The sequence below is a fragment of the Hyphomicrobiales bacterium genome (assembly GCA_002869065.1).
GTDB lineage: Bacteria > Pseudomonadota > Alphaproteobacteria > Rhizobiales > Rhodobiaceae > Rhodobium.
Genome location: PKTR01000002.1, coordinates 985,306 through 1,008,509 on the forward strand (window position 1 = coordinate 985,306; position 23,204 = coordinate 1,008,509).

At 65.3% G+C, this 23,204-nt stretch carries 19 protein-coding genes; 9 read left to right on the forward strand and 10 right to left on the reverse strand.

From position 1 onward, the window contains the following. Positions 1-48 precede the first annotated feature (48 nt). Positions 49-981 (forward strand): 6-O-methylguanine DNA methyltransferase, encoded by a 933-nt coding sequence (locus C0606_08290; GenBank protein ID PLX38209.1) that lies wholly within the window; start codon positions 49-51, stop codon positions 979-981. A 44-nt stretch (positions 982-1,025) separates the two neighbouring features. Here the strand turns inward: C0606_08290 and C0606_08295 are convergent, their stop codons facing one another. Genes C0606_08295 through C0606_08310 form a run of 4 tightly spaced genes read right to left on the reverse strand, consistent with a single transcriptional unit; the run spans position 1,026 to position 3,967 of the window. Next, the gene (locus C0606_08295) at positions 1,026-2,078 is read right to left on the reverse strand and encodes a type I pantothenate kinase (protein ID PLX38210.1); all 1,053 of its coding nucleotides are present in this window, start codon (positions 2,076-2,078) and stop codon (positions 1,026-1,028) included. 10 nt (positions 2,079-2,088) lie between these two features. Further along, entirely contained in the window at positions 2,089-2,412 is a 324-nt protein-coding gene (locus C0606_08300) for a phosphoribosyl-ATP diphosphatase (protein PLX38760.1), read from the reverse strand. A gap of 38 nt (positions 2,413-2,450) precedes the next feature. Continuing rightward, the gene (locus C0606_08305; GenBank protein PLX38211.1) at positions 2,451-3,227 is read right to left on the reverse strand and encodes an imidazole glycerol phosphate synthase subunit HisF; all 777 of its coding nucleotides are present in this window, start codon (positions 3,225-3,227) and stop codon (positions 2,451-2,453) included. A gap of 5 nt (positions 3,228-3,232) precedes the next feature. Further along, a complete protein-coding gene (locus tag C0606_08310) occupies positions 3,233-3,967 on the reverse strand; it encodes a 1-(5-phosphoribosyl)-5-((5-phosphoribosylamino)methylideneamino)imidazole-4-carboxamide isomerase (GenBank protein PLX38761.1) in 735 nt (244 codons plus the stop codon). Between the two features lie 228 nt (positions 3,968-4,195). Here C0606_08310 and rfbA point away from each other — a divergent pair, with 228 nt between their 5' ends. Then, positions 4,196-5,068 (forward strand): glucose-1-phosphate thymidylyltransferase, encoded by an 873-nt coding sequence (gene rfbA, locus C0606_08315; GenBank protein PLX38212.1) that lies wholly within the window; start codon positions 4,196-4,198, stop codon positions 5,066-5,068. Positions 5,069-5,549: 481 nt separating this feature from the next. Here the strand turns inward: rfbA and C0606_08320 are convergent, their stop codons facing one another. Further along, complete coding sequence (locus C0606_08320; protein ID PLX38213.1) at positions 5,550-5,942, reverse strand: hypothetical protein; 393 nt, start codon at positions 5,940-5,942, stop codon at positions 5,550-5,552. Between the two features lie 269 nt (positions 5,943-6,211). On the opposite strand from C0606_08320, the gene C0606_08325 reads away from it, so the two are divergent. Continuing rightward, positions 6,212-7,768 carry a hypothetical protein gene (locus tag C0606_08325; GenBank protein PLX38214.1) on the forward strand — a complete coding sequence of 519 codons (1,557 nt, stop codon included), beginning with the start codon at positions 6,212-6,214 and terminating at the stop codon, positions 7,766-7,768. Positions 7,769-7,818: 50 nt separating this feature from the next. Here the strand turns inward: C0606_08325 and C0606_08330 are convergent, their stop codons facing one another. Next, entirely contained in the window at positions 7,819-8,715 is an 897-nt protein-coding gene (locus tag C0606_08330) for an oxygen-dependent coproporphyrinogen oxidase (GenBank protein ID PLX38215.1), read from the reverse strand. A 483-nt stretch (positions 8,716-9,198) separates the two neighbouring features. Between C0606_08330 and C0606_08335 the strand changes: the two genes are divergently transcribed. Together C0606_08335 and C0606_08340 are read left to right on the forward strand one after the other, a co-directional pair. Then, positions 9,199-11,073: a multidrug ABC transporter ATP-binding protein gene (locus C0606_08335; GenBank protein ID PLX38216.1), complete on the forward strand. Its 1,875-nt coding sequence runs from the start codon at positions 9,199-9,201 to the stop codon at positions 11,071-11,073. Next, complete coding sequence (locus C0606_08340; protein ID PLX38217.1) at positions 10,979-12,910, forward strand: multidrug ABC transporter ATP-binding protein; 1,932 nt, start codon at positions 10,979-10,981, stop codon at positions 12,908-12,910. The genes C0606_08335 and C0606_08340 overlap by 95 nt, the downstream gene beginning before the upstream one ends. A gap of 684 nt (positions 12,911-13,594) precedes the next feature. Here the strand turns inward: C0606_08340 and typA are convergent. Further along, positions 13,595-15,418, reverse strand: a complete 1,824-nt coding sequence (gene typA, locus C0606_08345) for a translational GTPase TypA (GenBank protein PLX38218.1) — start codon at positions 15,416-15,418, stop codon at positions 13,595-13,597. Between the two features lie 354 nt (positions 15,419-15,772). Here typA and C0606_08350 point away from each other — a divergent pair, with 354 nt between their 5' ends. Beyond that, positions 15,773-16,411 (forward strand): hypothetical protein, encoded by a 639-nt coding sequence (locus C0606_08350; GenBank protein ID PLX38219.1) that lies wholly within the window; start codon positions 15,773-15,775, stop codon positions 16,409-16,411. A 57-nt stretch (positions 16,412-16,468) separates the two neighbouring features. Here the strand turns inward: C0606_08350 and C0606_08355 are convergent, their stop codons facing one another. The 3 genes from C0606_08355 to tsaD are packed head-to-tail and all read right to left on the reverse strand — an operon-like array spanning position 16,469 to position 18,929. Beyond that, a complete protein-coding gene (locus C0606_08355) occupies positions 16,469-16,834 on the reverse strand; it encodes a hypothetical protein (GenBank protein ID PLX38220.1) in 366 nt (121 codons plus the stop codon). A 14-nt stretch (positions 16,835-16,848) separates the two neighbouring features. Then, entirely contained in the window at positions 16,849-17,856 is a 1,008-nt protein-coding gene (locus C0606_08360) for a glycerol-3-phosphate dehydrogenase (GenBank protein ID PLX38221.1), read from the reverse strand. Continuing rightward, positions 17,853-18,929: a tRNA (adenosine(37)-N6)-threonylcarbamoyltransferase complex transferase subunit TsaD gene (tsaD, locus tag C0606_08365; protein PLX38222.1), complete on the reverse strand. Its 1,077-nt coding sequence runs from the start codon at positions 18,927-18,929 to the stop codon at positions 17,853-17,855. The genes C0606_08360 and tsaD overlap by 4 nt, the downstream gene beginning before the upstream one ends. Positions 18,930-19,117: 188 nt before the next feature. On the opposite strand from tsaD, the gene C0606_08370 reads away from it, so the two are divergent. The 3 genes from C0606_08370 (at position 19,118) to C0606_08380 (ending at position 23,193) form a co-directional block, all read left to right on the forward strand. Beyond that, complete coding sequence (locus C0606_08370; protein PLX38223.1) at positions 19,118-20,044, forward strand: hydroxymethylbilane synthase; 927 nt, start codon at positions 19,118-19,120, stop codon at positions 20,042-20,044. A 288-nt stretch (positions 20,045-20,332) separates the two neighbouring features. Beyond that, positions 20,333-21,073 (forward strand): hypothetical protein, encoded by a 741-nt coding sequence (locus C0606_08375; protein ID PLX38224.1) that lies wholly within the window; start codon positions 20,333-20,335, stop codon positions 21,071-21,073. A 197-nt stretch (positions 21,074-21,270) separates the two neighbouring features. Then, complete coding sequence (locus tag C0606_08380; GenBank protein PLX38225.1) at positions 21,271-23,193, forward strand: hypothetical protein; 1,923 nt, start codon at positions 21,271-21,273, stop codon at positions 23,191-23,193. Positions 23,194-23,204: the final 11 nt, after the last annotated feature.

The window sequence follows — 23,204 nt, forward strand, 5'->3', positions numbered from 1 at the left end:
GCGCTGATGCGTTCGCTTGACGGATGACCAACAGACGGAACGAAGACCATGCAGCCGGGCCAGAGCGACAAGCTGAACATTGCGAGCCTGCCGAGCGAGAGCCGCCTCATTCTCTCGGTCGATACCACGGACGGTGCCGAGGGCGATTACCGGATCGTGCGCGATGCGATCGAGTTCATCACCGAGCATCGCCGCGATCAGCCGGGGCTCGAGGCGATCGCCGGCCATGTCGGCCTGTCCCCGGCGCACTTCCAGAAGGTGTTCACCCGCTGGTGCGGTCTGTCGCCGAAGGCCTTCCTGCAGGCGATCACGCTCGACCATGCGCGCGAGCTTCTGCGGCAGTCGGCGAGCGTGCTCGACACCACCTATGAGGTTGGCCTGTCGGGTCCGGCGCGGCTGCACGATCTCTTCATCACTCACGAGGCGATGACGCCCGGCGCCTACAAGGCGCGCGGTGGCGGGCTGACCATCCGCTGGGGCTTCGAGCCCTCACCCTTTGGCACGGCGCTTGTCATGACCACAGACCACGGGCTGTGCGGTCTGGCCTTCTGCGATGCGGGCGAGGAACGGGCGGCGTTCGAGGATATGGCCTGGCGCTGGCCGGCGGCGGAGTTCGTCGAGGATCGGGCAGTCACCGGTCCGCTTGCCGCACGCATCTTCGATCCCGGCCGCTGGTCGGCACAAACGCCGTTGCGCGTCGTCATGATCGGCACCGATTTCGAGATCCGCGTCTGGGAGACGCTGCTGCGCATCCCACTCGGTGCCGCGACGACCTATTCCGACATCGCCGAACGGGTCTGCTCGGCCAAGGCCGCGCGTGCCGTCGGTACCGCGGTCGGCCGCAACCCGATCTCCTTCGTCGTCCCCTGTCATCGCGTTCTCGGCAAGTCCGGGGCCGTAACCGGCTATCACTGGGGCATGACGCGCAAGCGCGCGATTCTGGGCTGGGAAGCCGCGCTTTCCGGGCAGGGCGGAGAGTAGGGTTCAACAGACCGGCGGCGGCGGAACCCGGCTGCCGCTCGCTGCTACAATTTTCGCAGCGCAACCGTCTCGATGGCGTGGTTCGAGCCTTTGCGCAGGATCAGGTCGGCGCGCGGACGGGTCGGCAGGATGTTGCGCTGCAGGTTGACCAGGTTGATCTCGCTCCACAGCGACTTCGCCTTGGCGAGCGCCTCGTCGTCGGTCAACTGGGTGTATTTGTGGAAATAGGAGCCCGGGTCCTTGAACGCGGTTTCGCGCAGCCGGGTGAAGCGTTCCACATACCAGCGCTCGAGGATCTCCACCTCGGCGTCGATATAGATCGAGAAGTCGAGGAAATCCGACACGAAGGGGATCGCCTTGCCATCCTTCGGCAGATAGCGCGTCTGCAGGATGTTGAGACCTTCGAGGATCAGGATGTCGGGCTGGTCGATGGTGACATACTGGTCCGGCATGATGTCGTAGTGCAGGTGCGAGTAGATCGGCGCCTTCACCGCGCGCTTGCCGGCCTTCAAATCGGTGAGGAAGCGCAACAGCGTGCCGACGTCGTAGCTTTCGGGAAAGCCTTTGCGCCGCATCAGCCCTTCCCACTCGAGCCGCTTGTTGGGATAGAGAAAACCGTCGGTGGTGATCAGGTCGACCTTCGGGCTGGCCGGCCAGCGCGCCAGCAGCGCCTTCAGCAGCCGCGCCGTGGTCGACTTGCCGACCGCGACCGATCCGGCGACGCCGATGATGTAGGGCATCTTGCCGTCATTGGTGCCGAGGAAGCGTTTGGTCGCCTCGTGCAGCTTCAGCCGCGCCTCGACGTAGAAGGACAACAGTCGCGACAGCGGCAGGTAGATCATCTCCACCTCGTCCATCTCGACCGGATCGTTGATGCTTCGCAGCCGCTTGACCTCGTCGCGGGCGAGCGTCATCGGCGTGTCGGCGCGAAGCCGGGCCCATTCCTGCTTGGAGAACTCCCGATAGGGCGACAGCGCGTCCTCTACGCTTTCGCCGCCGGTGTCGTCGATGTCGTCGTCACTGCGCGTCGACGTCGCGGCGGCGTTATCCGTTCGGCTCGGCGTCTCGCGCTTCGTGCGGCGGGAGGTTTCGGTCATGATGCTGTCGTCACTCCGCCGGCCGCGAGGCCTTTTCCTCAAGCCCGGTCTGCCCGGTGCGCCCGGCCAGTTCCGCCATCACATCGTCGAGCGGGACATCCGCTGCTTCCAGCACGACGAGCAGATGGTAGAGCACGTCGGCGGCTTCCGCTGTCAGGCCCTTGCGGTCGCCCTCGACCGCGGCAATCGCCGCTTCGACGGCTTCCTCGCCGAGTTTCTTGGCGCATTTGCCGACGCCCTTTTGCACCAGCGAGCGGGTGTAGGACTTGGCATCGTCGGAGCGCGCCCGCGTGGCGATGATAGCGGCGAGATCGTCGAGCGTGAATTTGGTCATCAGGCGTAGTCCCCGGCGGGCGGTGCGGGTCGCCGGCATCAGCCGTCGAGGCGAACCGCGATGCCCTTTTCGGCCATGTGTTCCTTGGCCTCGTGGATCGAATAGGTGCCGAAGTGGAAGATCGAGGCGGCGAGCACCGCGGTGGCGTGGCCGTCGCGAACGCCTTCCACCAGATGGTCGAGATCGCCGACACCGCCAGATGCGATCACCGGCACGTCGACCGCATCGGCAATGGTGCGCGTCAGCGTCAGGTCGAAGCCGATCTTGGTGCCGTCGCGGTCCATCGAGGTCAGCAGGATCTCGCCGGCGCCGAGCGCCACCACCTCGCGCGCGTATTCCACCGCGTCGATGCCGGTCGGTTTGCGGCCGCCATGGGTGAAGATCTCCCAACGGTCCGGCTCGCCCTCTTCAGACACGCGCTTGGCGTCGATGGCGACGACGATGCACTTATTGCCGAATTTCTCCGCCGCACGGCGCACGAAGTCGCGGTCGAACACGGCGGCGGTGTTGATCGACACCTTGTCGGCGCCGGCCTTCAACAGCGCGCGGATGTCTTCGAGCGTACGCACGCCGCCGCCGACGGTGACCGGCATGAAGCATTGCTCCGCCGTACGTCGCACCACGTCGAGAATGGTGCCGCGGTTTTCGTGGCTTGCCGTGATGTCGAGGAAGCAGAGTTCGTCAGCGCCTGCCGCGTCATAGGCCTTAGCGGCCTCGACCGGGTCGCCGGCGTCGATCAGGTCGACGAAATTGACGCCCTTGACGACGCGGCCGTCCTTGACGTCGAGGCAGGGAATGACACGGGCTTTCAGCATGTCCCTTACTCCTTCGCGGCTGCGATGACCGAGAGCGCCTCCGCCGGGTCGAGCCGGCCGTCATAGAGCGCGCGGCCCGAAATGGCGCCTTCCAGAATAGCGCAATCGGGCTCGACAAGCCGCTTGATATCGTCGATCGAGGCAAGACCGCCCGAGGCGATCACCGGGATCGAGGTTGAACGGGCGAGCTCCAGGGTGGAGTCGATATTGAGCCCGGTCAACACGCCGTCGCGGTCGATGTCGGTGTAGATGATGGCGGCGACGCCGGCGTCCTCGAATTTCTTTGCGAGATCGATGGCGGTCAGCTCGCTGGTTTCGGCCCAGCCCTCGACCGCGACCTTGCCGCCCTTGGCGTCGATGCCAACCGCGATGCGGCCCGGATGCGCCTTGCAGGCTTCCTTGACGAGATCGGGATTGCGCACCGCGACCGTGCCGAGGATGACGCGGCTGATGCCCTTTTCCAGCCAGGTCTCGATGCCGGCCATGTCGCGGATGCCGCCGCCGAGCTGCACGGGCATGGAGACCGCGCCGAGCACGGCTTCAACGGCAGATGCGTTGACCGCGCGACCTTCGAAGGCGCCGTTCAGATCGACCATATGGAGATAGGAGAAGCCCTGTTCCTCAAAACTGCGCGCCTGGGCGGCCGGGTCGTCGTTGAACACGGTCGCTTCGGCCATGTCGCCGAGTTTCAGGCGAACGCACTGGCCGTCTTTCAGGTCGATGGCGGGGAACAGGATCATCGCGCTACTCATCTCGCTTGCGCTGCGTATGCCGGAATGGACTTCGGCAGACGATTGCGCCTCTTGGCAGGGCTCACCCTGCAAATTTGCCAAAGGTCCTATCCCACTCGCCGCAAAAAGGAAAGCGCCGGGCCGGCCGCGCGTTCTCGGCCTTTGGCATGAGGCTCTGGATATTGCCGCCTGCCGCGGGTAACCATGGGTGGGGTCGCAAGAATACGGGGATCGCACATGACCGGCACCAAGGGCATCATTCTGGCGGGCGGCAGCGGCACCCGGCTGCATCCGCTGACGCTGGCGGTCTCCAAGCAGCTCCTGCCGGTCTACGACAAGCCGATGATCTATTATCCGCTGAGCGTGCTGATGCTCGGCGGCATTCGCGAAATCCTGATCATCACCACGCCGGTCGATGCGCCGGCGTTCCAGCGCCTGCTCGGCGATGGCTCGCAATGGGGGCTGACGCTTTCCTACGCGGTTCAGGAAAAGCCGAACGGTCTTGCCGAAGCCTTCATTCTCGGCCGCGGCTTCATCGGCGACAGCCCGGTCTGTCTGATCCTCGGCGACAACATCTTCTATGGACACGGTCTCGGCGACCGGCTGGCGCGCGCTGCTGAGCACCCGTCCGGCGCCACCGTGTTCGGCTATCAGGTGAAGGATCCGGGCCGCTATGGCGTGGTTGCCTTCGACGAGGCCGGTAACGCGCTTGATATCGAGGAAAAGCCGGAAAAGCCGAAATCGAACTTCGCCGTTACCGGGCTCTATTTCTATGACAATTCGGTGGTCGATATCGCTGCCGGGCTAAAACCGTCGAAGCGCGGCGAGCTGGAGATCACTGACGTCAACCGCGCCTATCTGGCGCGCGGTGAGCTGCGGGTCGAACTGCTCGGGCGCGGCTTTGCCTGGCTCGACACGGGGTCGCACGAGGCGTTGATGCAGGCCGGCATGTTCGTGTCGACGCTGGAAGAGCGGCAGGGGCTCAAAATCGCCTGTCCGGACGAGATCGCCTGGCGCAAGGGCTGGATCGGCGATGAGGAATTGCGTTGCCAGGCCGAAGCGCTGGAGAAAACCGGCCTCGGCCAGTATCTGCTCGCGCTTCTTTCGTGATCGGGTGGGGGGAGGTGGAATCGCGCTCACGGCTGAGCGCAGGCTTCGCCTGCTAGCCTCCGCGAGGGCGCCCTGACCGGGCGACGCGCAGTCGCGCTTGCGGCCCTGCGGGCCGGGTGTGCCAGAGCTGGCAAGGCCTCTGCGAAACACACTCCCCGTCACCCCGGACTTGATCCGGGGTCTATTGCCCATTTCGGAACGGTATGCCGGTAGCGGTTCGGGTTGGCGCGGTGCTCTGACATCTCTCTCCCGTCATCCTCCGGCTTGACCGGAGGATCGGCCACCAACACGAATGGTGTTGCGGTCTGGCTGCGGTGACGCCAACGGTTGGAGGGTAAACCTCAATCTTCGTGCGCGCGGATAGCGATCCTCCGGTCAAGCCGGAGGATGACGCTGAGGGTTGGATCGCAAGACAACGATAGAGTGGGAGATGGCTTGGGCGATGCCGTGCCCATTGTTGAGCGCGGCATCCCCTTGAACGTCAGCCCTTGTTCGCCAGTTCCTTGCACCACAGTTCCATTTCCTTGGTGGCGATTTCCATCGGCGGTTCGAGGAACGACAGAAGGAAATGATCGCCGAGGTCGGCGATGCCGATCGAGCGCGGGCGCACCGAAAGCACCTGCGGGTTGGGCAGCGCGAAGCCGAAGCAGAACACCAGGTTCTTGGCGTCCTTGATCTCTTCGGCGATGGCGCCGCCGAGCGATTTTGTGTGGGCGTAGTGGTCGAAGACGCCGATGAAGGCAACCTTTTCATGGGCGTCGACGCGGGCTTTCAGCGCCGCGACCACGTCGTCGACGGTTTCGCAATCGGTTTCCGACTTCTTCAGGTCGAGCATGAAGACCGGGTATTTTTCCTGCAGCATGGTCTGTTTCACGGGTTGGCTCCTTGGTCGTGAAAAAAGAGAGGCATCCGGGATTTAGGGCCCTGCGGGGCGAAAAGCCGTCCGGCAAAATGTCGCATATCAAATACCGATTTTATGATGGCGGGCGGGCAAGCCGATGGGGCCCCGGCGCCCGATTCGTGTCGCAGGTCACATCGGACGTTCGGGGGATGCCCGATGGTGAAAAATACGAAACACTTGTCGAATGGCGGCTCGCGGCTTTCGGACGGAAGCGGGCCGCAGTTTCTCGAGGGGAGGAAATCGTGAAGCATCGTATCGTTCTGGCAGCCGGATCTTTGACCCTGTTGCTGACCGGTGGCGCGCAGGCGGACGAGCCCGGCGCCATCGCCCGTGACTTCTGCCAGGCGGTGGCGGCTCAGGCCAGCTGCAAGAAGGTCTTCGTCATGCCGAAAGACACCGAGCAGCGCCTCGCCGATCTGGCGGGCGGGCCGCTTCGCGGCAAGGATTCGGCGCTGAAGGACGACTGCAATGCCGGCTACAACGCTTACTACGCTTTGGAAGATGAAAAGGGACAGGATGCGGCCTGTGCGGCGGCGCTCGGCTTGTTCGGTGAGAACGGCACGCAGCGCGCCGGCCTTGTGGTCGCCCGTGCGGCGCCTTCCGGCCTGAAACTGCCGGAAGCCGCGATTGCCGCGATGGCCACCGACCTTTGCTACGCCGTGACCGTTGCCGACAACTGCCCCGACACGAAGCTGGTCGAGGGCATCGAAGCCCGGCTCGACGGCGAAGCAGGTGTTCGCCTGCGCGAACCGGGGGGCTATTTCTCCGGCGAATGCGGCAGCGGCGCGTTTCGTGCGAGCCTTGCCAAGGGCAAGGTGGCGCTGACCGAGTTCTGCGCCACAAGTCTTGGCGAATACGGACCGTCCGGCACGGTGCGCGCCGGCCTCCTGACTGGACCGCAGACGGCAGCGGCCGCGCCGGTGATTGTCCCGGCGCCGGGCATCGCTCCGCCGGAAAGCCAGACGCTGCGCGTCATCCAGCCGCCGAAGGACACGGCCGCAAAGAAGGTGGCGCCACCGAAGACTGGAGACAAGAAGGCCGAAGACAAGGAAGTCGCGCCGGGCATCCCGGCGAGCGCGCTCACCATCCTCACCGATCTGCCGCCGCTTCCCGAAGGCAAGACGGCGGAAGACGTGCTCGGCTTCACGCCGGGTGCCCGTTCGGCGGAGGCCTGTGCGGCGCTCACCGGCGAACTTGCCGCGGAGAGCGCGGCGCTCGAGGCCGGCAATCTGGCGGACAAGACCCGTACCGCGGTGCAGCTCGCCGCCCATATCAGGATCGCTGCCAGTGTCTGCCCGGGCGCGAGTGTTCCGGAAATGCCGCAGGCGGTTGTCGATGCGGTGGCCGCGACCGGGCTCGAGGCCTGTCACATCGTGCTCGAGGCCGACAAGACGCTTGAGGCCGCCGGCCGCGATCTGCAGAAGGCCAACGACTTCCTCAGCATGATCGCCAACACCGAGGGTCGCCTTTGGGCGCTGGAAGGCTTTGCGCCGACCTGCTCATCGGCAACCGAGCGCTCGATGTCCTCAAAGGTTCGCTTCGCCAAGAGCCAGCTCGACCGCGAGAAGGAATTCTATGGCTGCCGGCTGTGGCAGGATCTGCAGCGTCAGGAAATGGACGGGCTGCGCGTGCTGATGAAGGACAAGAAATGGGTCGAGGGCATCGCCCTCCTTGATGGCCGGATCGCGGCCGTGCTGCACGGCGCTCAGGCTGCCTGCGGCGACAAGGGCAGCGTCGACTCGATGAAGAAATACTGGCTCACCCAGCGCCAGTTCTTCCAGGGCCGGCTGATCCACTGATCGCGCTCACTCGACGGGCGGATGTGTGAGCACCCACGCCCGTTGGGCGATCAAGGCCACTTAACGATCGGCGGCATAGACGACAGGATCGATGCGACGTTGCCGCCGGTCTTCAGCCCGAAGATCGTGCCCCGGTCGTAGAGCAGATTGTATTCGACATAACGGCCGCGACGGACGAGCTGCTCCTCGCGGTCGTCGTCGTTCCAGGGCGTCGTCATGTTGGCGCGCACGAGCTTTGGATAGATGTCGAGGAAGGCGCGGCCGACATCCTGGGTGAAGGCGAAGTCGGCGTCCCAGTCGCCTGAGTGCAGATAGTCGTAGAAGATGCCGCCGATGCCGCGCGCCTCGTTGCGGTGCTTGAGGAAGAAATAGTCGTCACACCAGGCCTTGTATTTCGGGTAGTCGGCGACCGCGTGCGCCTCGCAGGCCGCCTGCATGGCGGCATGGAAGGCGACCGTATCGGGATCTTCCTGGGTGCGTCGTCGGTCGAGCACGGGGGTCAGGTCGGCGCCGCCGCCGAACCACTGCTTCGTCGTCACCACCATGCGGGTGTTCATGTGCACTGCCGGCACATGCGGGTTCTGCATGTGGGCGATCAGCGAGATGCCGGAGGCCCAGAAGCGCGGATCCTGATCGGCGCCGGGGATCTGCGAGCGGAACTCCGGCGAGAACTCGCCATGCACCGCCGAGACATGCACCCCGACCTTTTCGAACACGCGGCCGTTCATCATCGACATGACGCCGCCGCCGCCCTTGGCGCCGCTGTGGTCGGTGCGCTCCCAGGGCGTGCGTTCGAAGCGGCCCGCCGGCCGGTCGCCGAACGGCATGTCAGCCGGCAGTTCGTCCTCGATCTGTTCGAAGGCCGAGCAGATCGAATCGCGCAGTTCGGCAAACCACGCGGTGGCGCGGGCCTTCTTGTCTTCCAGCTCGGGCGGCATTTCGGTCATGGCGGTGTCCTCCTCGGATTTGCTCCGGTGATAGCCGCTGCGGCGCCATTGGGAAAGCCGCGATGGGACTTCGTGCCTGTTGTGCGGTGGCAACAGGATGTTCACGATCGCTTCAACGTGGCCCGTTTCCGTTTTCCTCGGCGGGCCGGCTCGGCTATAAGGTCCCTGCATCGGGCGCTCGGCCCGGATCATTTTTGGCGCCGCAACACAGGGGGAGCCGATGAAAATCCGTCTTGGATGTTTTTCTCCGCGTATCCCACGCATGCGAGCTGCCTGACCGCGAATTTTCTTCGCAAAATCGCATTCGGCATCCCCATTTCCGGCATTCGGCGCTGATTTAGCGCCCGCCGATCCGTATTCCGGCCCTGATACGGGCCTTTGTTCCGGTTCACACCTCCAACGCACGCTCCGGCCGGGGCGAGGAACGCGTTTTGCCTGTTTCACTGGCCTGGGTCGTGAACCGCCGTTCGCTTGGAGCATGTCATGTTTCGCTGGTTCGAAAACCTGATGGATCCCTTCCCGCCCGAGGAACCCGGGCAACCCGCCTCGACGCTGGTCGCCTTCCTCTGGCACTATGCGCGCCCGGTCCGGCGGATTCTCGCCGTGATGGCGATGACCGCAGCCAGTGTCGCGATTATCGAGGTCGTGCTGTTCAGTTTCCTCGGCCGGATGGTTGACTGGCTGGCGACCGCCGACCGCGCGACCTTCCTTGCCGACGAAGCCGGCACGCTGATCACCATGGCTGTCGTCGTGCTTGTGCTGCTGCCGCTGGCGATCGCCTGCAACGCGCTGCTGCTGCACCAGTCGCTCGCCGGCAATTTTCCGATGGTCGTGCGCTGGCGGGCGCACCGCTATCTGCTCGGCCAGAGCCTGTCCTTCTATCAGGACGACTTCGCCGGCCGTATCGCCACCAAGGTGATGCAGACGGCGCTTGCGGTGCGCGAATCCGTCGTCAAGCTGCTCGACGTGATGGTCTATGTCACCGTCTATTTCGGCGCGATGGTGGTGTTGGCCGGCGCGCTCGATCCGATCCTGGCGGTTCCGCTACTTGTCTGGCTTGCCGCCTATGTCGGCCTGCTGCGCTATTTCGTGCCGCGGCTGCGCGCCGTCGCGGAACTGCAGGCCGACGCGCGGTCGACCATGACCGGGCGTATCGTCGACTCCTACACCAATATCGGCACGGTGAAGCTGTTCTCGCATACCGACCGCGAGGTCGCCTATGCGCGCGATGGCATGTCCGACTTCATGACCACAGTCTATCGCCAGATGCGCTACGTCACCTGGTTCGACGTCGCCCTGCACACGCTCAACAGCCTGTTGATGTTCGCGATTGCCGCCACCGGAATCACGCTGTGGCTCAACGAGCAGATCGGGCCGGGCGCGATCGCGGTGGCGCTCGGCATGGCGATGCGGCTCGGCGGCATGTCGCAATGGATCATGTGGGAGGTCTCGGCGCTGTTCGAGAACATCGGCACCGTCGAGGACGGTATCTCGACGCTGGCGCGGCCGAAGAGCGTTGTCGATCATGCCGGTGCCAAACCGCTCGCGGTGCGTGATGGCGGTATCGATTTCGATCATATGCGCTTCCACTACGGCAAGGCGGGCGGCGTCATCGAGGACCTGTCGCTGTCGATCCGGCCGGGCGAGAAGATCGCTGTCGTCGGCCGTTCCGGGGCCGGCAAGTCGACACTGGTCAATTTGCTCCTACGCTTCCACGATCTGGAAGGCGGGGCGATCCGTATCGATGGGCAGGACATCTCGGCCGTCACGCAGGGCTCGCTGCGCCGGGCTATCGGCATGGTGACGCAGGATACCTCTCTGCTGCACCGCTCGGTACGTGACAACATCCTCTATGGCGCACCCGATGCCGGCGAGGAGGCGATGATCGCGGCGGCGAAGAAGGCCGAGGCGCACGACTTCATTCAGGATCTTGTCGATGCCAAGGGCCGACGCGGCTACGACGCGCAGGTCGGTGAGCGTGGCGTCAAGCTCTCCGGCGGCCAACGGCAGCGCATCGCCATCGCCCGTGTGTTGCTGAAGAACGCGCCGATCCTGGTGCTCGATGAAGCCACCTCGGCGCTCGATTCCGAAGTCGAAGCGGCGATCCAGCAGAGCCTGTACACGCTGATGGAAGGCAAGACGGTGATCGCGATTGCCCACCGCCTCTCGACCATCGCAGCGATGGATCGCCTTGTGGTGATGGACAAGGGCGCCATCGTCGAAGAGGGTACGCATGGCGAACTGATCGAACGCGGCGGGCTCTATGCCAGCCTCTGGGCGCGCCAGTCGGGCGGGTTCCTCGCCGATCAGGAAGACGACACGGAAGGAGCGGAGCCGGACAGTGTTGCGGTTCTTTGAACGGGCCATCGACCCGCTGAAACAGCCGGATCGCCTCGAGCCGCCGTCGCAGCTCGGGGCGTTCATCTGGCATTATGCGCGGCAGGCGAAGTGGTGGTTCGTCGCCTTCTTCGTCAATGGCGCGCTGATCGCTGCGGTCGAATTGCTGCTGTTTGCCTTCATGGGCGAGGTCGTCGACCTGCTTGGCACCGCCGATCCGGCAACGATCTGGCACGACAACGCCACCCGCTTCGGCTGGATGGTGTTCGTCGTGCTGGTCGTGCGGGTCTTTGCGCTGATCGCCGGCGGCGTTCTCGAACAGCAGATCCTGGCGCCGAGCTTCTACAATCTGGTGCGCTGGCAGGCGCACAAGCACGTCGCCGGCCAGTCCTACGCCTATTTCCAGAACGACTTCGCCGGCCGGCTCGCCACCAAGGTGATGCAGTCGGGGCAGGCGATCGGCGATTTCCTCGTCAATCTGATGCAGAGCCTGTGGTTCTTCGTCATCTTTGCCTTTTCGAGCCTGGCGATCTTCTTCGATCTCGATTGGCGGCTGGCGCTGGCGATTGGGCTGTGGATGGTCGGCTATGTCGTCATCGCGGCCTATCTGATCCCGCGTATCCGCCGTGCGGCGCGCAAGGCCGCCGATATGCGCTCGGTCTTCAATGGCCGCATCGTCGACGCCTACACCAACATTCTGACGGTGAAGCTGTTCGACACGGCCGGGCGTGAGGACGATTTCGCCCGCGCCGGGCTGATGTGGATGGTGGACGCGATGCGCGGGTTGACCCGCATCATCACCACGATCCGCAGCGCTCTTGCAGTGCTCAACGGCGTCTTCATCCTCTCCATCGGCTATCTCTGCATCACGTTGTGGCAGGCGGGTGACATCACCGCCGGCGCGGTCGCGCTCACCCTCGGCCTGGTGCTGCGTTTGAACAGCATGTCCGGCTGGATGATGTTTTCGATCTCCAACCTGTTCCGCGATCTCGGCACCATCCACGACGCGATGGAGACGATTGCCAGGCCGCACGCGATTGCCGATGAGCGCGGCGCCAAGGCACTGCTGCCGACCAAGGGCCGGATCGAGTTCGATCACATGCGCTTCCACTACGGGCGGGAGTCGGGCGTGATCGAGGATCTCACGCTCACCGTCCAACCGGGTGAAAAGGTCGCGCTGGTGGGCCGCTCGGGGGCGGGCAAGTCGACACTGGTCAATTTGCTCCTACGCTTCCACGATCTGGAAGGCGGGGCGATCCGTATCGATGGGCAGGATATCTCGGCGGTCACGCAGGGCTCGCTGCGCCGGTCGATCGGCATGGTGACGCAGGATACCTCGCTGCTGCACCGCTCGGTACGCGACAACATCCTCTACGGTGCGCCGGACGCCGGCGAGGACGCGATGATCGCCGCCGCGAAGAAAGCCGAGGCGCACGACTTTATCCAGGATCTGGTCGATGCCAAGGGCCGGCAGGGCTATGACGCGCAGGTCGGCGAGCGTGGCGTCAAGCTTTCCGGCGGGCAGCGGCAGCGCATCGCCATTGCCCGTGTGCTGTTGAAGAACGCACCGATTCTGGTGCTGGATGAAGCCACCTCGGCGCTCGATTCCGAGGTCGAGGCGGCGATCCAGCAGAGCCTCTACACGTTGATGGAAGGCAAGACGGTGATCGCGATTGCCCACCGTCTCTCGACCATCGCGGCGATGGATCGGCTGGTGGTAATGGACAAGGGCGCCATCGTCGAAGAGGGTACGCATGGCGAACTGATCGAGCGCGGCGGCCTCTATGCCAGCCTCTGGGCGCGCCAGTCGGGCGGGTTCCTCGCCAGCGACGCGGACGATACGGCTGCCGCGCAGTAAGGATCGATTCGGAGCCAAAACAAAAACGGCGGGGAATTCCCCGCCGTTTTTGGTCGTGCCGTTCGAACGCAGCACGAGTTCCAACCACTCTCCGTCACCCCGGGCGTTTTATTTGTCTCACGGCCGAGCGTTCGCTTGCCGCTCACTGGCCTGCGAAGGCGCGCCCTTATGGGCGACGGCCGGTCGGCCTTGTGGCCCTACGGGCCGGTTGTGCCTAAAGAAGGTGCTGCGCCTGCCCACACTCTCCCCGTCACCCCGGCCTTGAGCCGGGGTCCAATGCTCCTCTCGAAACGGTACGCCGGGCGTTGTGAACAGGTGTGCTGTGTGCGGCGCAGGTCCTGTCGCGCTGCGGCGGCGGCATACCGCGCTGAAGCGGGCAATGGATCCCGGGTCTCCGCTGCCGCGTCGCCCGGGATGACGGCGGCTACCGAATGGGTTCCACTCACTTCCGTCATCCTCCGGCTCGACCGGAGGATCGTTTTCAACTCGCGCGGTGGTGGGTGAAGGCAATGCAGCCCGGCTCATCGTGGTGCGTACCCCTCTCGACGGGCTCGACCTTGGCTGGCCGATCCTCCGGTCAAGCCGGAGGATGACGAGGGAGAGGCCGGAGGATGGCGGGGGGAACCAAAACAAAAACGGCGGGGAACTCCCCGCCGTTTTCATATCGAAAAACCTGTTCGCCGCTTATGCCGCGTCGTCGTCCTTGGCGCGTTCGGCGCGCTTGCGCTCGTGCGGGTCGAGATGGGCCTTCCTGAGGCGGATGTGGTTCGGCGTCACCTCGACGAGTTCGTCGTCGTTGATGTAGGCGAGCGCCTTTTCCAGCGTCAGCTTGATCGGCGTGGTCAGCGACACGGCCTCGTCCTTGCCGGAGGAGCGGATGTTGGTGAGCTGCTTGCCCTTCAGCACGTTGACGGCGAGGTCGTTGCCGCGCGTGTGCTCGCCGACGATCATGCCTTCATAGACCTTCACGCCCGGTTCGATCAGCATCGGGCCGCGGTCTTCCAGCTTCCACAGCGCGTAGGCGACCGCGTCGCCGTCACCATTGGAGATCAGCACGCCGGTGTGGCGGCTCGAGATCTCGCCCTTGTGCGGGGCGTATTCGTGGAACAGGCGGTTGAAGATCGCGGTGCCGCGGGTGTCCGACATCAGCTCCGACTGGTAGCCGATGAGGCCGCGGGTCGGGGCGTGGAAGACGAGGCGGGTGCGCTCGTGTCCGGACGGGCGCATCTCGATGAGGTCGGCCTTGCGCTCCTGCAGCTTCTGCACGACGGCGCCGGAGAATTCCTCATCGACGTCGATGATGACTTCCTCGATCGGTTCCAGCTTCTGGCCGTTCTCGCCGGTCTGGTAGACGACGTGCGGGCGGCCGACGGTGAGCTCGAAGCCCTCGCGGCGCATGGTCTCGATCAGGATGGCGAGCTGCAATTCGCCACGGCCCGACACCTCGAAGGAATCGGCGTCGGCGGTTTCCTTGATCTGCAGGGCGACGTTGCCCTCGGCTTCCTTCAAAAGGCGGGCGCGGATCACGCGGCTCTGCACCTTGTCGCCGTCCTGGCCGGCAAGCGGGCCGTCATTAACGCGGAAGGTCATGGAGAGAGTCGGCGGATCGATCGGCTGGGCGGCGATCGGTTCGGTCACCGACGGATCGGCCAGCGTGTCGGCGACGGTCGCCACCTGCAGGCCGGCGATGGAGACGATGTCGCCCGCTTCGCCCGCCTCGATCGGCTGGCGCTCGAGGCCGCGGAAGGCGAGCACCTTGGAGACACGGCCGCGCTCGATCACCTTGCCGTCGCGCGACAGGGCGTGGATGGCCATGTTCGGCGTCACGGTGCCGGCCGCGACGCGGCCGGTGAGGATGCGGCCGAGGAACGGGTTTGCCTCGATGGTGGTGGCGAGCAGCTTGAACTCGCCCGGGCGCACGGTCGGCGCGGAGACGTGTTCGACGACGAGGTCGAGCAGCGGGCCGACGTCTTCCTTCGGGCCGGCCGGTTCGACGGCCATCCAGCCCTGCTTCGCCGACCCGTAGAGGACGGGGAAGTCGAGCTGTTCGTGGTTGGCGTCGAGCGAGGCGAAGAGGTCGAAGATCTCGTTCAGAACGTCGTCATGGCGCTCGTCCGGCTTGTCGATCTTGTTGATGGCGACGATCGGCTTCAGGCCGACCTTAAGCGCCTTCGACAGCACGAATTTGGTCTGCGGCATCGGGCCTTCGGCGGCGTCGACCAGGATGATCACGCCGTCGACCATGTGCAGGATGCGCTCGACCTCGCCGCCGAAATCGGCGTGGCCCGGCGTGTCGACGATGTTGATGCGGGTGTCTTTCCAGACCAACGAGGTCACCTTGGCAAGAATGGTGATGCCGCGCTCGCGCTCCAGATCGTTGGAGTCCATCATGCGCTCTTCGGTGCGCTGGTTGTCGCGGAACGAGCCGGACTGCTTCAGCAGCACGTCGATGAGGGTGGTCTTGCCATGGTCGACGTGAGCGATGATGGCGATATTGCGCAGTTTCATATGTCTGTCTGCCTGTGCTTTGCGAACGGCCGGGGAACGCGGAACGACGTTGGGATCGTCGGTGCCGGGTTCGAGTGCGGCCAAGCGTTCCGGTTGCGTCCTGAGACGGAACCGCCCGCTCGAAATTCTGGTCCGTTTGGAATGCCAAAGGGCGCGCCGCGGCAAGCGATCGCGCCCGTTTGCGCGGCTTATACGCGCAAATGCCGTTTTCGGCAAGCAAACAGCCGGCAAGGGAGCGTATGGCTCCGGGCGGGCGCTGCGGAAATCCCCGTCTTCTGACTTCGATCAGGGTGCGGCGAGGTCTCCCGCGTATAGGCTTGGTGTGAAACCGTCTGCCGCTATGGAGCGCTTGCCATGATTTTTGCCCGATCGAAACGCCGGTTCGTCGCGGCGGTCCTGCCGGTTCTGGCAGCAGTCGCGCTCATGTGCGGCGGAGCCGGGGCAATGGCGGAGCCGACGCGCGGCTGCGGCGGGGTCAAGACGGCGCTCGGCGGGCTCTACCCGCTCGATACCACGCGCCAGGCGCCCGACATCAAGTTCACCGACCATCGTGGACGCGAGTTCCATCTGTCGGATTTCCGCGGCCGGCCGATGGTGATCACCTTCTGGAAGACGACCTGCGTGCCGTGCATCAAGGAGATGCCGCATCTCGACAGGCTGCAGGTCGACATGCGCGACGAAAAGGTGTTGGTGCTGGCGATTAACCGCGACCGGCGGGCGCCGAAGGTGCTCGACTTCTACAATACGTACGGCATCCGCAATCTGGCGCTCGTCACCGATCCGTTCGGACTTGCCGCGCGCGACATGGGTATTTCGGCGTTGCCGATGAGTGTGGTCGTCGACGGTGAGGGCGTCGAACAGGCGCGTGTTATCGGCGCGCTGGACTGGAGCCTTCCGGAGGTTCAGTCGGCGCTGCGCAGTTGCGTCGGCCTGCCGGAGAAGACCGCCGAGGTGGACGCAGAAGTAAAGCCGGAACAGCCGGTTACGAATTGATATCCTGACTATACATCTTTGACGACGCCTGTCGCGCCGACGCGATGGCGTTGACGGCTATCTCGTCGTGAGCACGATCAGGGCGGCGGCGAAGACGATGCCTGCCGCCAGCACAAGCGGGATCCACAACCGCTCGAAAACTCCGGTCTCGACGGTGATCATGACATCGTGGTCGGGGATGATTTCGACCCGGTAGATGGTGTCCCAGAAGCCCTTTGCGACCTCGTTGCGCGCTTCGAGGGGCTGGGTCCTTGCGGGTTTTGGAAAAATCCACGCCGATCCGCGCACCTCGACCGTCCCGGAAAGCGGGGCGTCGGGTTCGAGCGGCGTTGCCGTGAACCGGTAGCGGGCGACGAGACTGCTGCTGAATCGGGTGATGATCCGTTTGCGCTCGCCCGCTTCGATGAGGATCGTGCGCGACATGACGACAGGGTCGCCTACCAGTCTTCCCGTTTCAAGGGCCGCTGCATCAGCCGGTCGATGGCGCCGGCAATTGTGAGGCGACCGGCGACCACGTCGTCGACGGCCTCCGAGATCGGCAGGTCGATGCCGTGATCATGGGCGAGGCGCACGGCGATGGCGGCGGTGTGGACGCCTTCGGCGAGTTTCGCGCCGGGGCCGGTTAGCGTCTCGAGCGGCTTGCCCTCGCCGAGCGCCATGCCGAAGGCGAAGTTGCGCGACTGCGGCGTCGAACAGGTCAGCACCAGATCGCCAAGGCCGGACAGGCCGGTCAGGGTTTCCGGGCGGGCGCCAAGCACTCTGCCGAGCCGGGTCATTTCGGCGAAGCCGCGCGCGGTCAGCGCGGCCTGCGCGCTCGCGCCGAGCTTGCGGCCCGACACCGCGCCGCAGGCAATCGCGAGCACGTTCTTCAGCGCGCCGCCGATCTGCGCCCCGGTGACGTCGGCCGAGGCATAGGGTCGGAACGCGCCACCGGAAAGGGCCGCCGCCAGCCGGTCGGCGATCGATTCCATCGGGGCGGCGATAGTGACGGCGGTTGGCAGGCCGCGCGCGACATCGGCGGCAAAGCTCGGCCCCGACAGCACGCAGGGAATGGCCTGCGGCACCACTTCCTCGACGATTTCGGTCAAAAGCCGGCCGGTGCCGGCCTCGATTCCCTTGGCGCACAGCACCAGCGGGGTGCCGGGCGCCAGCGTTTCGGCAATTTCCTCAAGCACGGTGCGGGTCGTCTGCGCCGGCGTGACGAGCAGCACGATCGCCGCGCGCGCGGCGTCGTTGGCGTCGTTCGATGTTCGGAAGGTGGTATCGAGGCGGATACCGGGCAGATAGGCCGGGTTCTCGCCCTTTTCGATGGCGGCGAGCGTTTCGGCGTCCCGGCCGGCAAGCGTGACGTCTCGGCCGGCGCGGGCTGCCGTGAGCGCAAGGGCCGTGCCCCAGGCGCCGGCGCCGATGACGCCGACCGTGTTGTAGGGGTCGTCGTTGCTCATACCTTTGCCCCCCGGCGTCCATAGCCGACCACAGCGCCGGCATTCTGATCAAGCGGCCAGCGCGAGCGCGGTCCGACCGAGAGCGGATCGCTGTTTCCCTCTGCCAGCTGCTCGGCGCCGGCCCAGGCGATCATCGCGGCATTGTCGGTGCACAGGTCGATCGGCGGGGCGAGGAAGCGTGCGCCGGCCTCTTGCGCGACCTTTTCCAGCGTTGCGCGGATCGCCTTGTTGGCGGCGACACCACCGGCAGCGACGAAAGCCGGAACGGTTTCGGGACAGCTCGCGGCAAACTTCCCCAATGCATCCCTTAGCCGGCTCTCGATAACGTCGCAGACGGCCGCCTGGAACGACGCGCAGATGTCGGAAATGTCCTGTTCGGTGACCGGCGCGATCCGTTCCGCAGCCTGCCGAACGGCTGTCTTTAAGCCGGCAAAAGAAAAATTCAGATCGTCTCGATCCAACAAGGGCCTTGGAAATTTGAATTTTTTCGGATCACCGCCTTTTGCGGCGATCTCAACGGCCGGACCACCGGGGTAGGGAAGCCCAAGAAGCTTAGCCGTCTTATCGAATGCCTCACCGAGTGCATCGTCGATCGTCGTACCCCAGCGCTCGTATCGTCCGACACCGCTGATAAAAATGAGCTGGGTGTGGCCGCCTGAGACGAGAAACAGCAGATAGGGAAAGTCGAGATCATCGGTCAGGCGTGCGGTGAGGGCGTGGCCTTCGAGATGGTTGACGGCGACGAGGGGCTTGCCGGTAGCGGCGGCGATGCCCTTTGCCGTCATCAGGCCGACAATGAGACCGCCGATGAGCCCTGGTCCCGCGGTCGCGGCGATGCCGTCGAGATCGTCATAACTCTTGCCGGCGTCGCTCATCGCGGCGCGAATGATGCCGTCGAGGGCCTCGATATGGGCGCGGGCGGCGATTTCCGGCACGACGCCGCCGAAGGCCGCGTGTTCCTCGATCTGGCTCAGCACCACGTTCGAGAGGATTTCACCGCGCCCGTCGGCATGGCGACGTACCACCGCGGCGGCGGTTTCGTCGCAACTGGTTTCGATGCCGAGCACGATCATCGGCGGGGGCGGTCCTTCCTTTGGCGCTTTGGCCGTCGGCGCGTTCGGCCGGCGCGGCCGTCTTGCTGCCGGACAATGCGGTAAACCGGCGGGTTGGTATTCGTTGCCGGCTTGCGGTAAAAGCAGGCGGGCTCGCCTTCGGCGGCCGCGCTTTTCCTTGTTCTCGCCTAACACCCGGATAACGACCCTTGCAAACGAAACCTGTACGAATCGGCACGAGAGGCAGCCTGCTTGCACTTGCGCAGGCGCATGAAACCCGCGACCGGCTCGCCGCCGCGCACGGATTGCCCGAGGAGGCGTTCGAAATCGTCGTCATCAAGACGACGGGCGACGCCATTCTCGACCGGCCGTTGTCGGAGGCCGGCGGCAAGGGGCTGTTCACCAAGGAGATCGAGGAAGCGCTGCTCGACGGCCGCATTGATCTCGCGGTTCATTCGGCCAAGGACATGCCGACCGTGCTGCCGGACGGCCTGGTGCTGTCGACCTATCTGCCGCGCGAAGATGTTCGCGACGCGTTCATCAGCCCGAAGGCGAAGACGCTCGCCGATCTGCCGCAGGGCGCGGTGGTCGGTTCGGCCTCGCTGCGTCGCGGGGCGCTCGTGCTGCGCCTGCGCCCGGATCTGCAGGTGGTCAATTTCCGCGGCAATGTGCAGTCGCGCCTGCGCAAGCTCGAGGACGGCGTCGTCGATGCGACGCTTCTCGCCTGCGCCGGCCTAAATCGCCTTGGCCAGACCGATGTCATCACCTCGCGGCTCGACATCGATGCCTTTCCGCCGGCCGTCGGCCAGGGCGCGATCGTCATCGAGGCCCGCGCCGACAACGATGCGACCCGCACGATGCTCGACGCCATCCACGACCGGGCGACGGAAATCTGCCTGACGGCGGAACGCGCCTTCCTTGCTGAGCTCGACGGGTCGTGCCGCACGCCGATCGCCGGCCACGCCACCCTCGACGGCGACACCATGGTGTTCCGCGGCATGATCCTGAAGCCGGACGGCTCCGAGGTGCACGAGATCTCGCGCAGCTGCGCGGCGATCGACGCGTTCGATACGGGCGCCGAGGCCGGCCGGGTGCTGAAGGAAAAGGGCGGCCCGGATTTCTTCGTCGCGGTCTGACAGTCTTAATTCGGCCATTGCTGCCGCGTTATCATTTCGAACTCTTTCGTTGGCGGTTCCGTCCGAGGGAACTGCCCGCGAAGGTGGACTTGTGTGTAGAGCAGTGCGTTCACTTCCGGTCGGGGCATCGGCTGGTCCCTTTTTCGGGTCATAGCCGGCAGACCATTTCGGAAATGCGATTTCCTGGCCCCGTCCCGGTGGACGGGCAGGGTTCATTCGGCAAAAACCGTCCGCGTCCGGGGTTGCGGAAAACGGCAACCGTCGGCGGCGCTTCCTAGGACATCACTCATGCAGTTTCTCGTTACAAGGCCGAAACCGGGTGCCGGCAAGACGGCCGCCATGTTGAAAGCCAAGGGCCACCGCGCCATCGTCGACCCGATGCTGAAGATCGTATTCGACGATACGGCACCGATCGCACTCGACGGCGTTCAGGCGATCGCGGCGACCAGCGCCAATGCGGTGCGGGCGCTTGGCGCGCGCTCCGACAAGGCGGCGCTCACGGCCCTGCCGCTGTTCACCGTCGGCAAGGCGACGGCGCGGGCGGCGGAAAACGCCGGCTTCACCAAGGTGATCAGCGCCGATGGCGACGTCATGGCGCTGGCCGGTCTCGTCTCGAACACGCTCGAGGCCGGCGACGGCCCGGTGCTTTACGCCGGTGGGCGCGATCGCAAGGGCGACCTCGAAGGGTTGCTGCGCAATCTTGGCTTCGAGATGCGGCTGGCCGAAGTCTACGCCGCGGAACCGGCGAGCGACCTCGGCGAAAAGACCGTCGAGGCGCTGAAGGCCGGCAAGCTCGGCGGCGCGCTGATCTTTTCCGCCCGCACGGGAACGGCACTGATTGCGGCCGCGAACAAAGCCGGGCTCGATCAGGCGTTGAAGGGCGTGCGCGTTATCGCCATTTCCAAAGCCGCGGCAAAGCCTTTCGAAGATCTTGGCTGCGAGAAGATCCGCGTTGCCAAGAAGCCGAATGCGCGCGCGATGATGGCGCTGATCAAGGATGCCGGGCAGAAGGCTGTCGCGGCCGGCTAGTGCGGGCGGGACCGGGAGCGTTGACCGTCGCCGAATGGCGGATTGATCTGAATCCCTGTCGGTCCGACCATTACGGAGTATAAAGACTCTGCCGGCCATGAAACTTGTGGCTGGCGGAGTGCCTCTTTGTTGGAATGTAATGCCGATACGCTCAAGGCAGGGCGGGCGGATCGCGCAGCGGAACTGTTGAGGGAAGAATGGCAACGAAAAAGGAAGATGGTCAGGCAAAGACCTCGCGGCCGGCCCGCAAGCCGGTGACCATCGATCTCGAAGCCAAGGACGTCAAGGAAGTGACGGCGCCGGGCGCTGCGCCTGAGGCGAAAGCGACGGACGCCAAAGCGGACACGACGAAACCCACCGAATCAAAACCTGCCGAGAATACGCCTGGTGATGCAAAGCCGGGCGACGCAAAGCTAGCGGCGTCCGCGAAACCCGAGCCGGCGAAGTCGGAACCGGCGAAAACCGGGCCAGAGAGCAAAACCGGCGCGGATGCTGCAAAGGCAGGCCCTGCGACGGAGAGCAAATCCGGCGGTGACGCTGCGGTCGGTGTGAAGGATCCGGCGGCGCCGAAGTCAGCTGCGCAGACGGCTGAAAAGGCGGCGGAAAGCGCCAAGCCGGATACGAAGGCTCCCATTTCCCGCGATGAGACACCGAAGAAGGATGAACCGAAGCGTCCCGAGCCGACGCTCGGCGCTGCATCCGCGCCAAAGGGCGAAAAACGCGGCGGTCTGATCGGCTGGTTCGCGGCGGCTCTGGCCGGTGGCGTGGTTGCCTTCGGCGCGGGTTACGGCCTGCAGAGCGCCGGGGTGCTCCCGGCACCCGGTGCGCCGAGCGAGACCGTGGCACCGGCGGATCTCGCCGCGCTCACGACCCGTACCGCCGATCTCGAAGGCAAGCTCGCGGAGCTCGGCGCCCGTCCGGCGCCGGAGGCCAGCGTTCCCGCCGATCTGAGTGAAACGCTGACGGCACTCGCCGCCCGTGTCGAGGCGATGGAAAAGACCATCGCGGCGCTGCCCGATCCGGCAGCGGCCGTCGAGGCGCGTATCGCCGAGGTCGAAAAGAAGGCCGCCGGGCTCGATGAGCTGACCGGCCAGGTCGCCGATTTGCGCCGTCTCGTTTCGTCGGGCACGCAGGGTCCTGAAGTGGCGCTTGAAAGCCTGCAGGGCGAACTGACCGATTTGCGTGGAAAGATTGCCGCCGTCGCTGAGACAGCATCGGCGGTGCCTGCGGTCGATCCGGCGCTTGGCGACGCAATCAAGGGCGTTGAGACCACGATTGCCGGGCTGAATGAGACGGTGAGCGCGCAGGCCGCGCGGCTCGATGGTGTCGAAGCGAAACTTGCCGAAGCTGGTGCCGATGAGGCGACCAAGTCGGCGATTGGTGCTGTCGAAACCCGCGTCGGCGAACTGGCAACAGCGGCAGAGGCACGCGATGCGGTGCTGACGGCGGCCACGGCCAAGGCCGAGGAAACGGCGGCAGCACTCAGCGGTGTTGGCGAACAGATCACCGAGCTTGCCGGCAAGGTCGACGCGGCTGCCGGCCGGATCGACGGGCTTGAGAAGACCGTCGGCGGGCCGGGTGCGCGCGAAATCGCCGCCCGCGCGGTGGCGGTGTCGTCGCTCGGTCGTGCGGTCGAAGCCGGAAAGCCCTATCAGGCCGAACTTGCGGCCGTCTCGGCGACGCTCGGTGAGGGTGTCGATCTTTCGCCGCTTGCCGCGCACGCGGAAAAGGGCATTGCGACAACCAGCGCGCTCGTCGCCGGGTTCCCGGCGGCTGCCGACAAGGTTCGCGCGACGCTGGCGAAGCCGGCCGAGGATGCCGGGGTGCTAGACCGTCTGTGGTCGAATGCGCAGTCGGCGGTGCAGGTGCGCGCCACCGGCGAGGGGGCAGGCGCAGGTGTTGATGCCGCGCTCGGCGAGATGGGCCGCAAGGCTGCGGCCGGCGATCTCGCTGGTGCCGTGGCTGCCTGGGATGCGCTTGGTGAAGCGGATGTCTCCGCCGAGGCTAAAGCCGCCATCGAGCCCTGGCTGTCCGCCGTTCGTGCCCGTCTTGCCGCCGATCGACTTGTCGAAACGGTAACCGGCGACGTGCTGTCCTTGCTCGCTGAAAGCGGCAACTGAGTTTTTTGCGG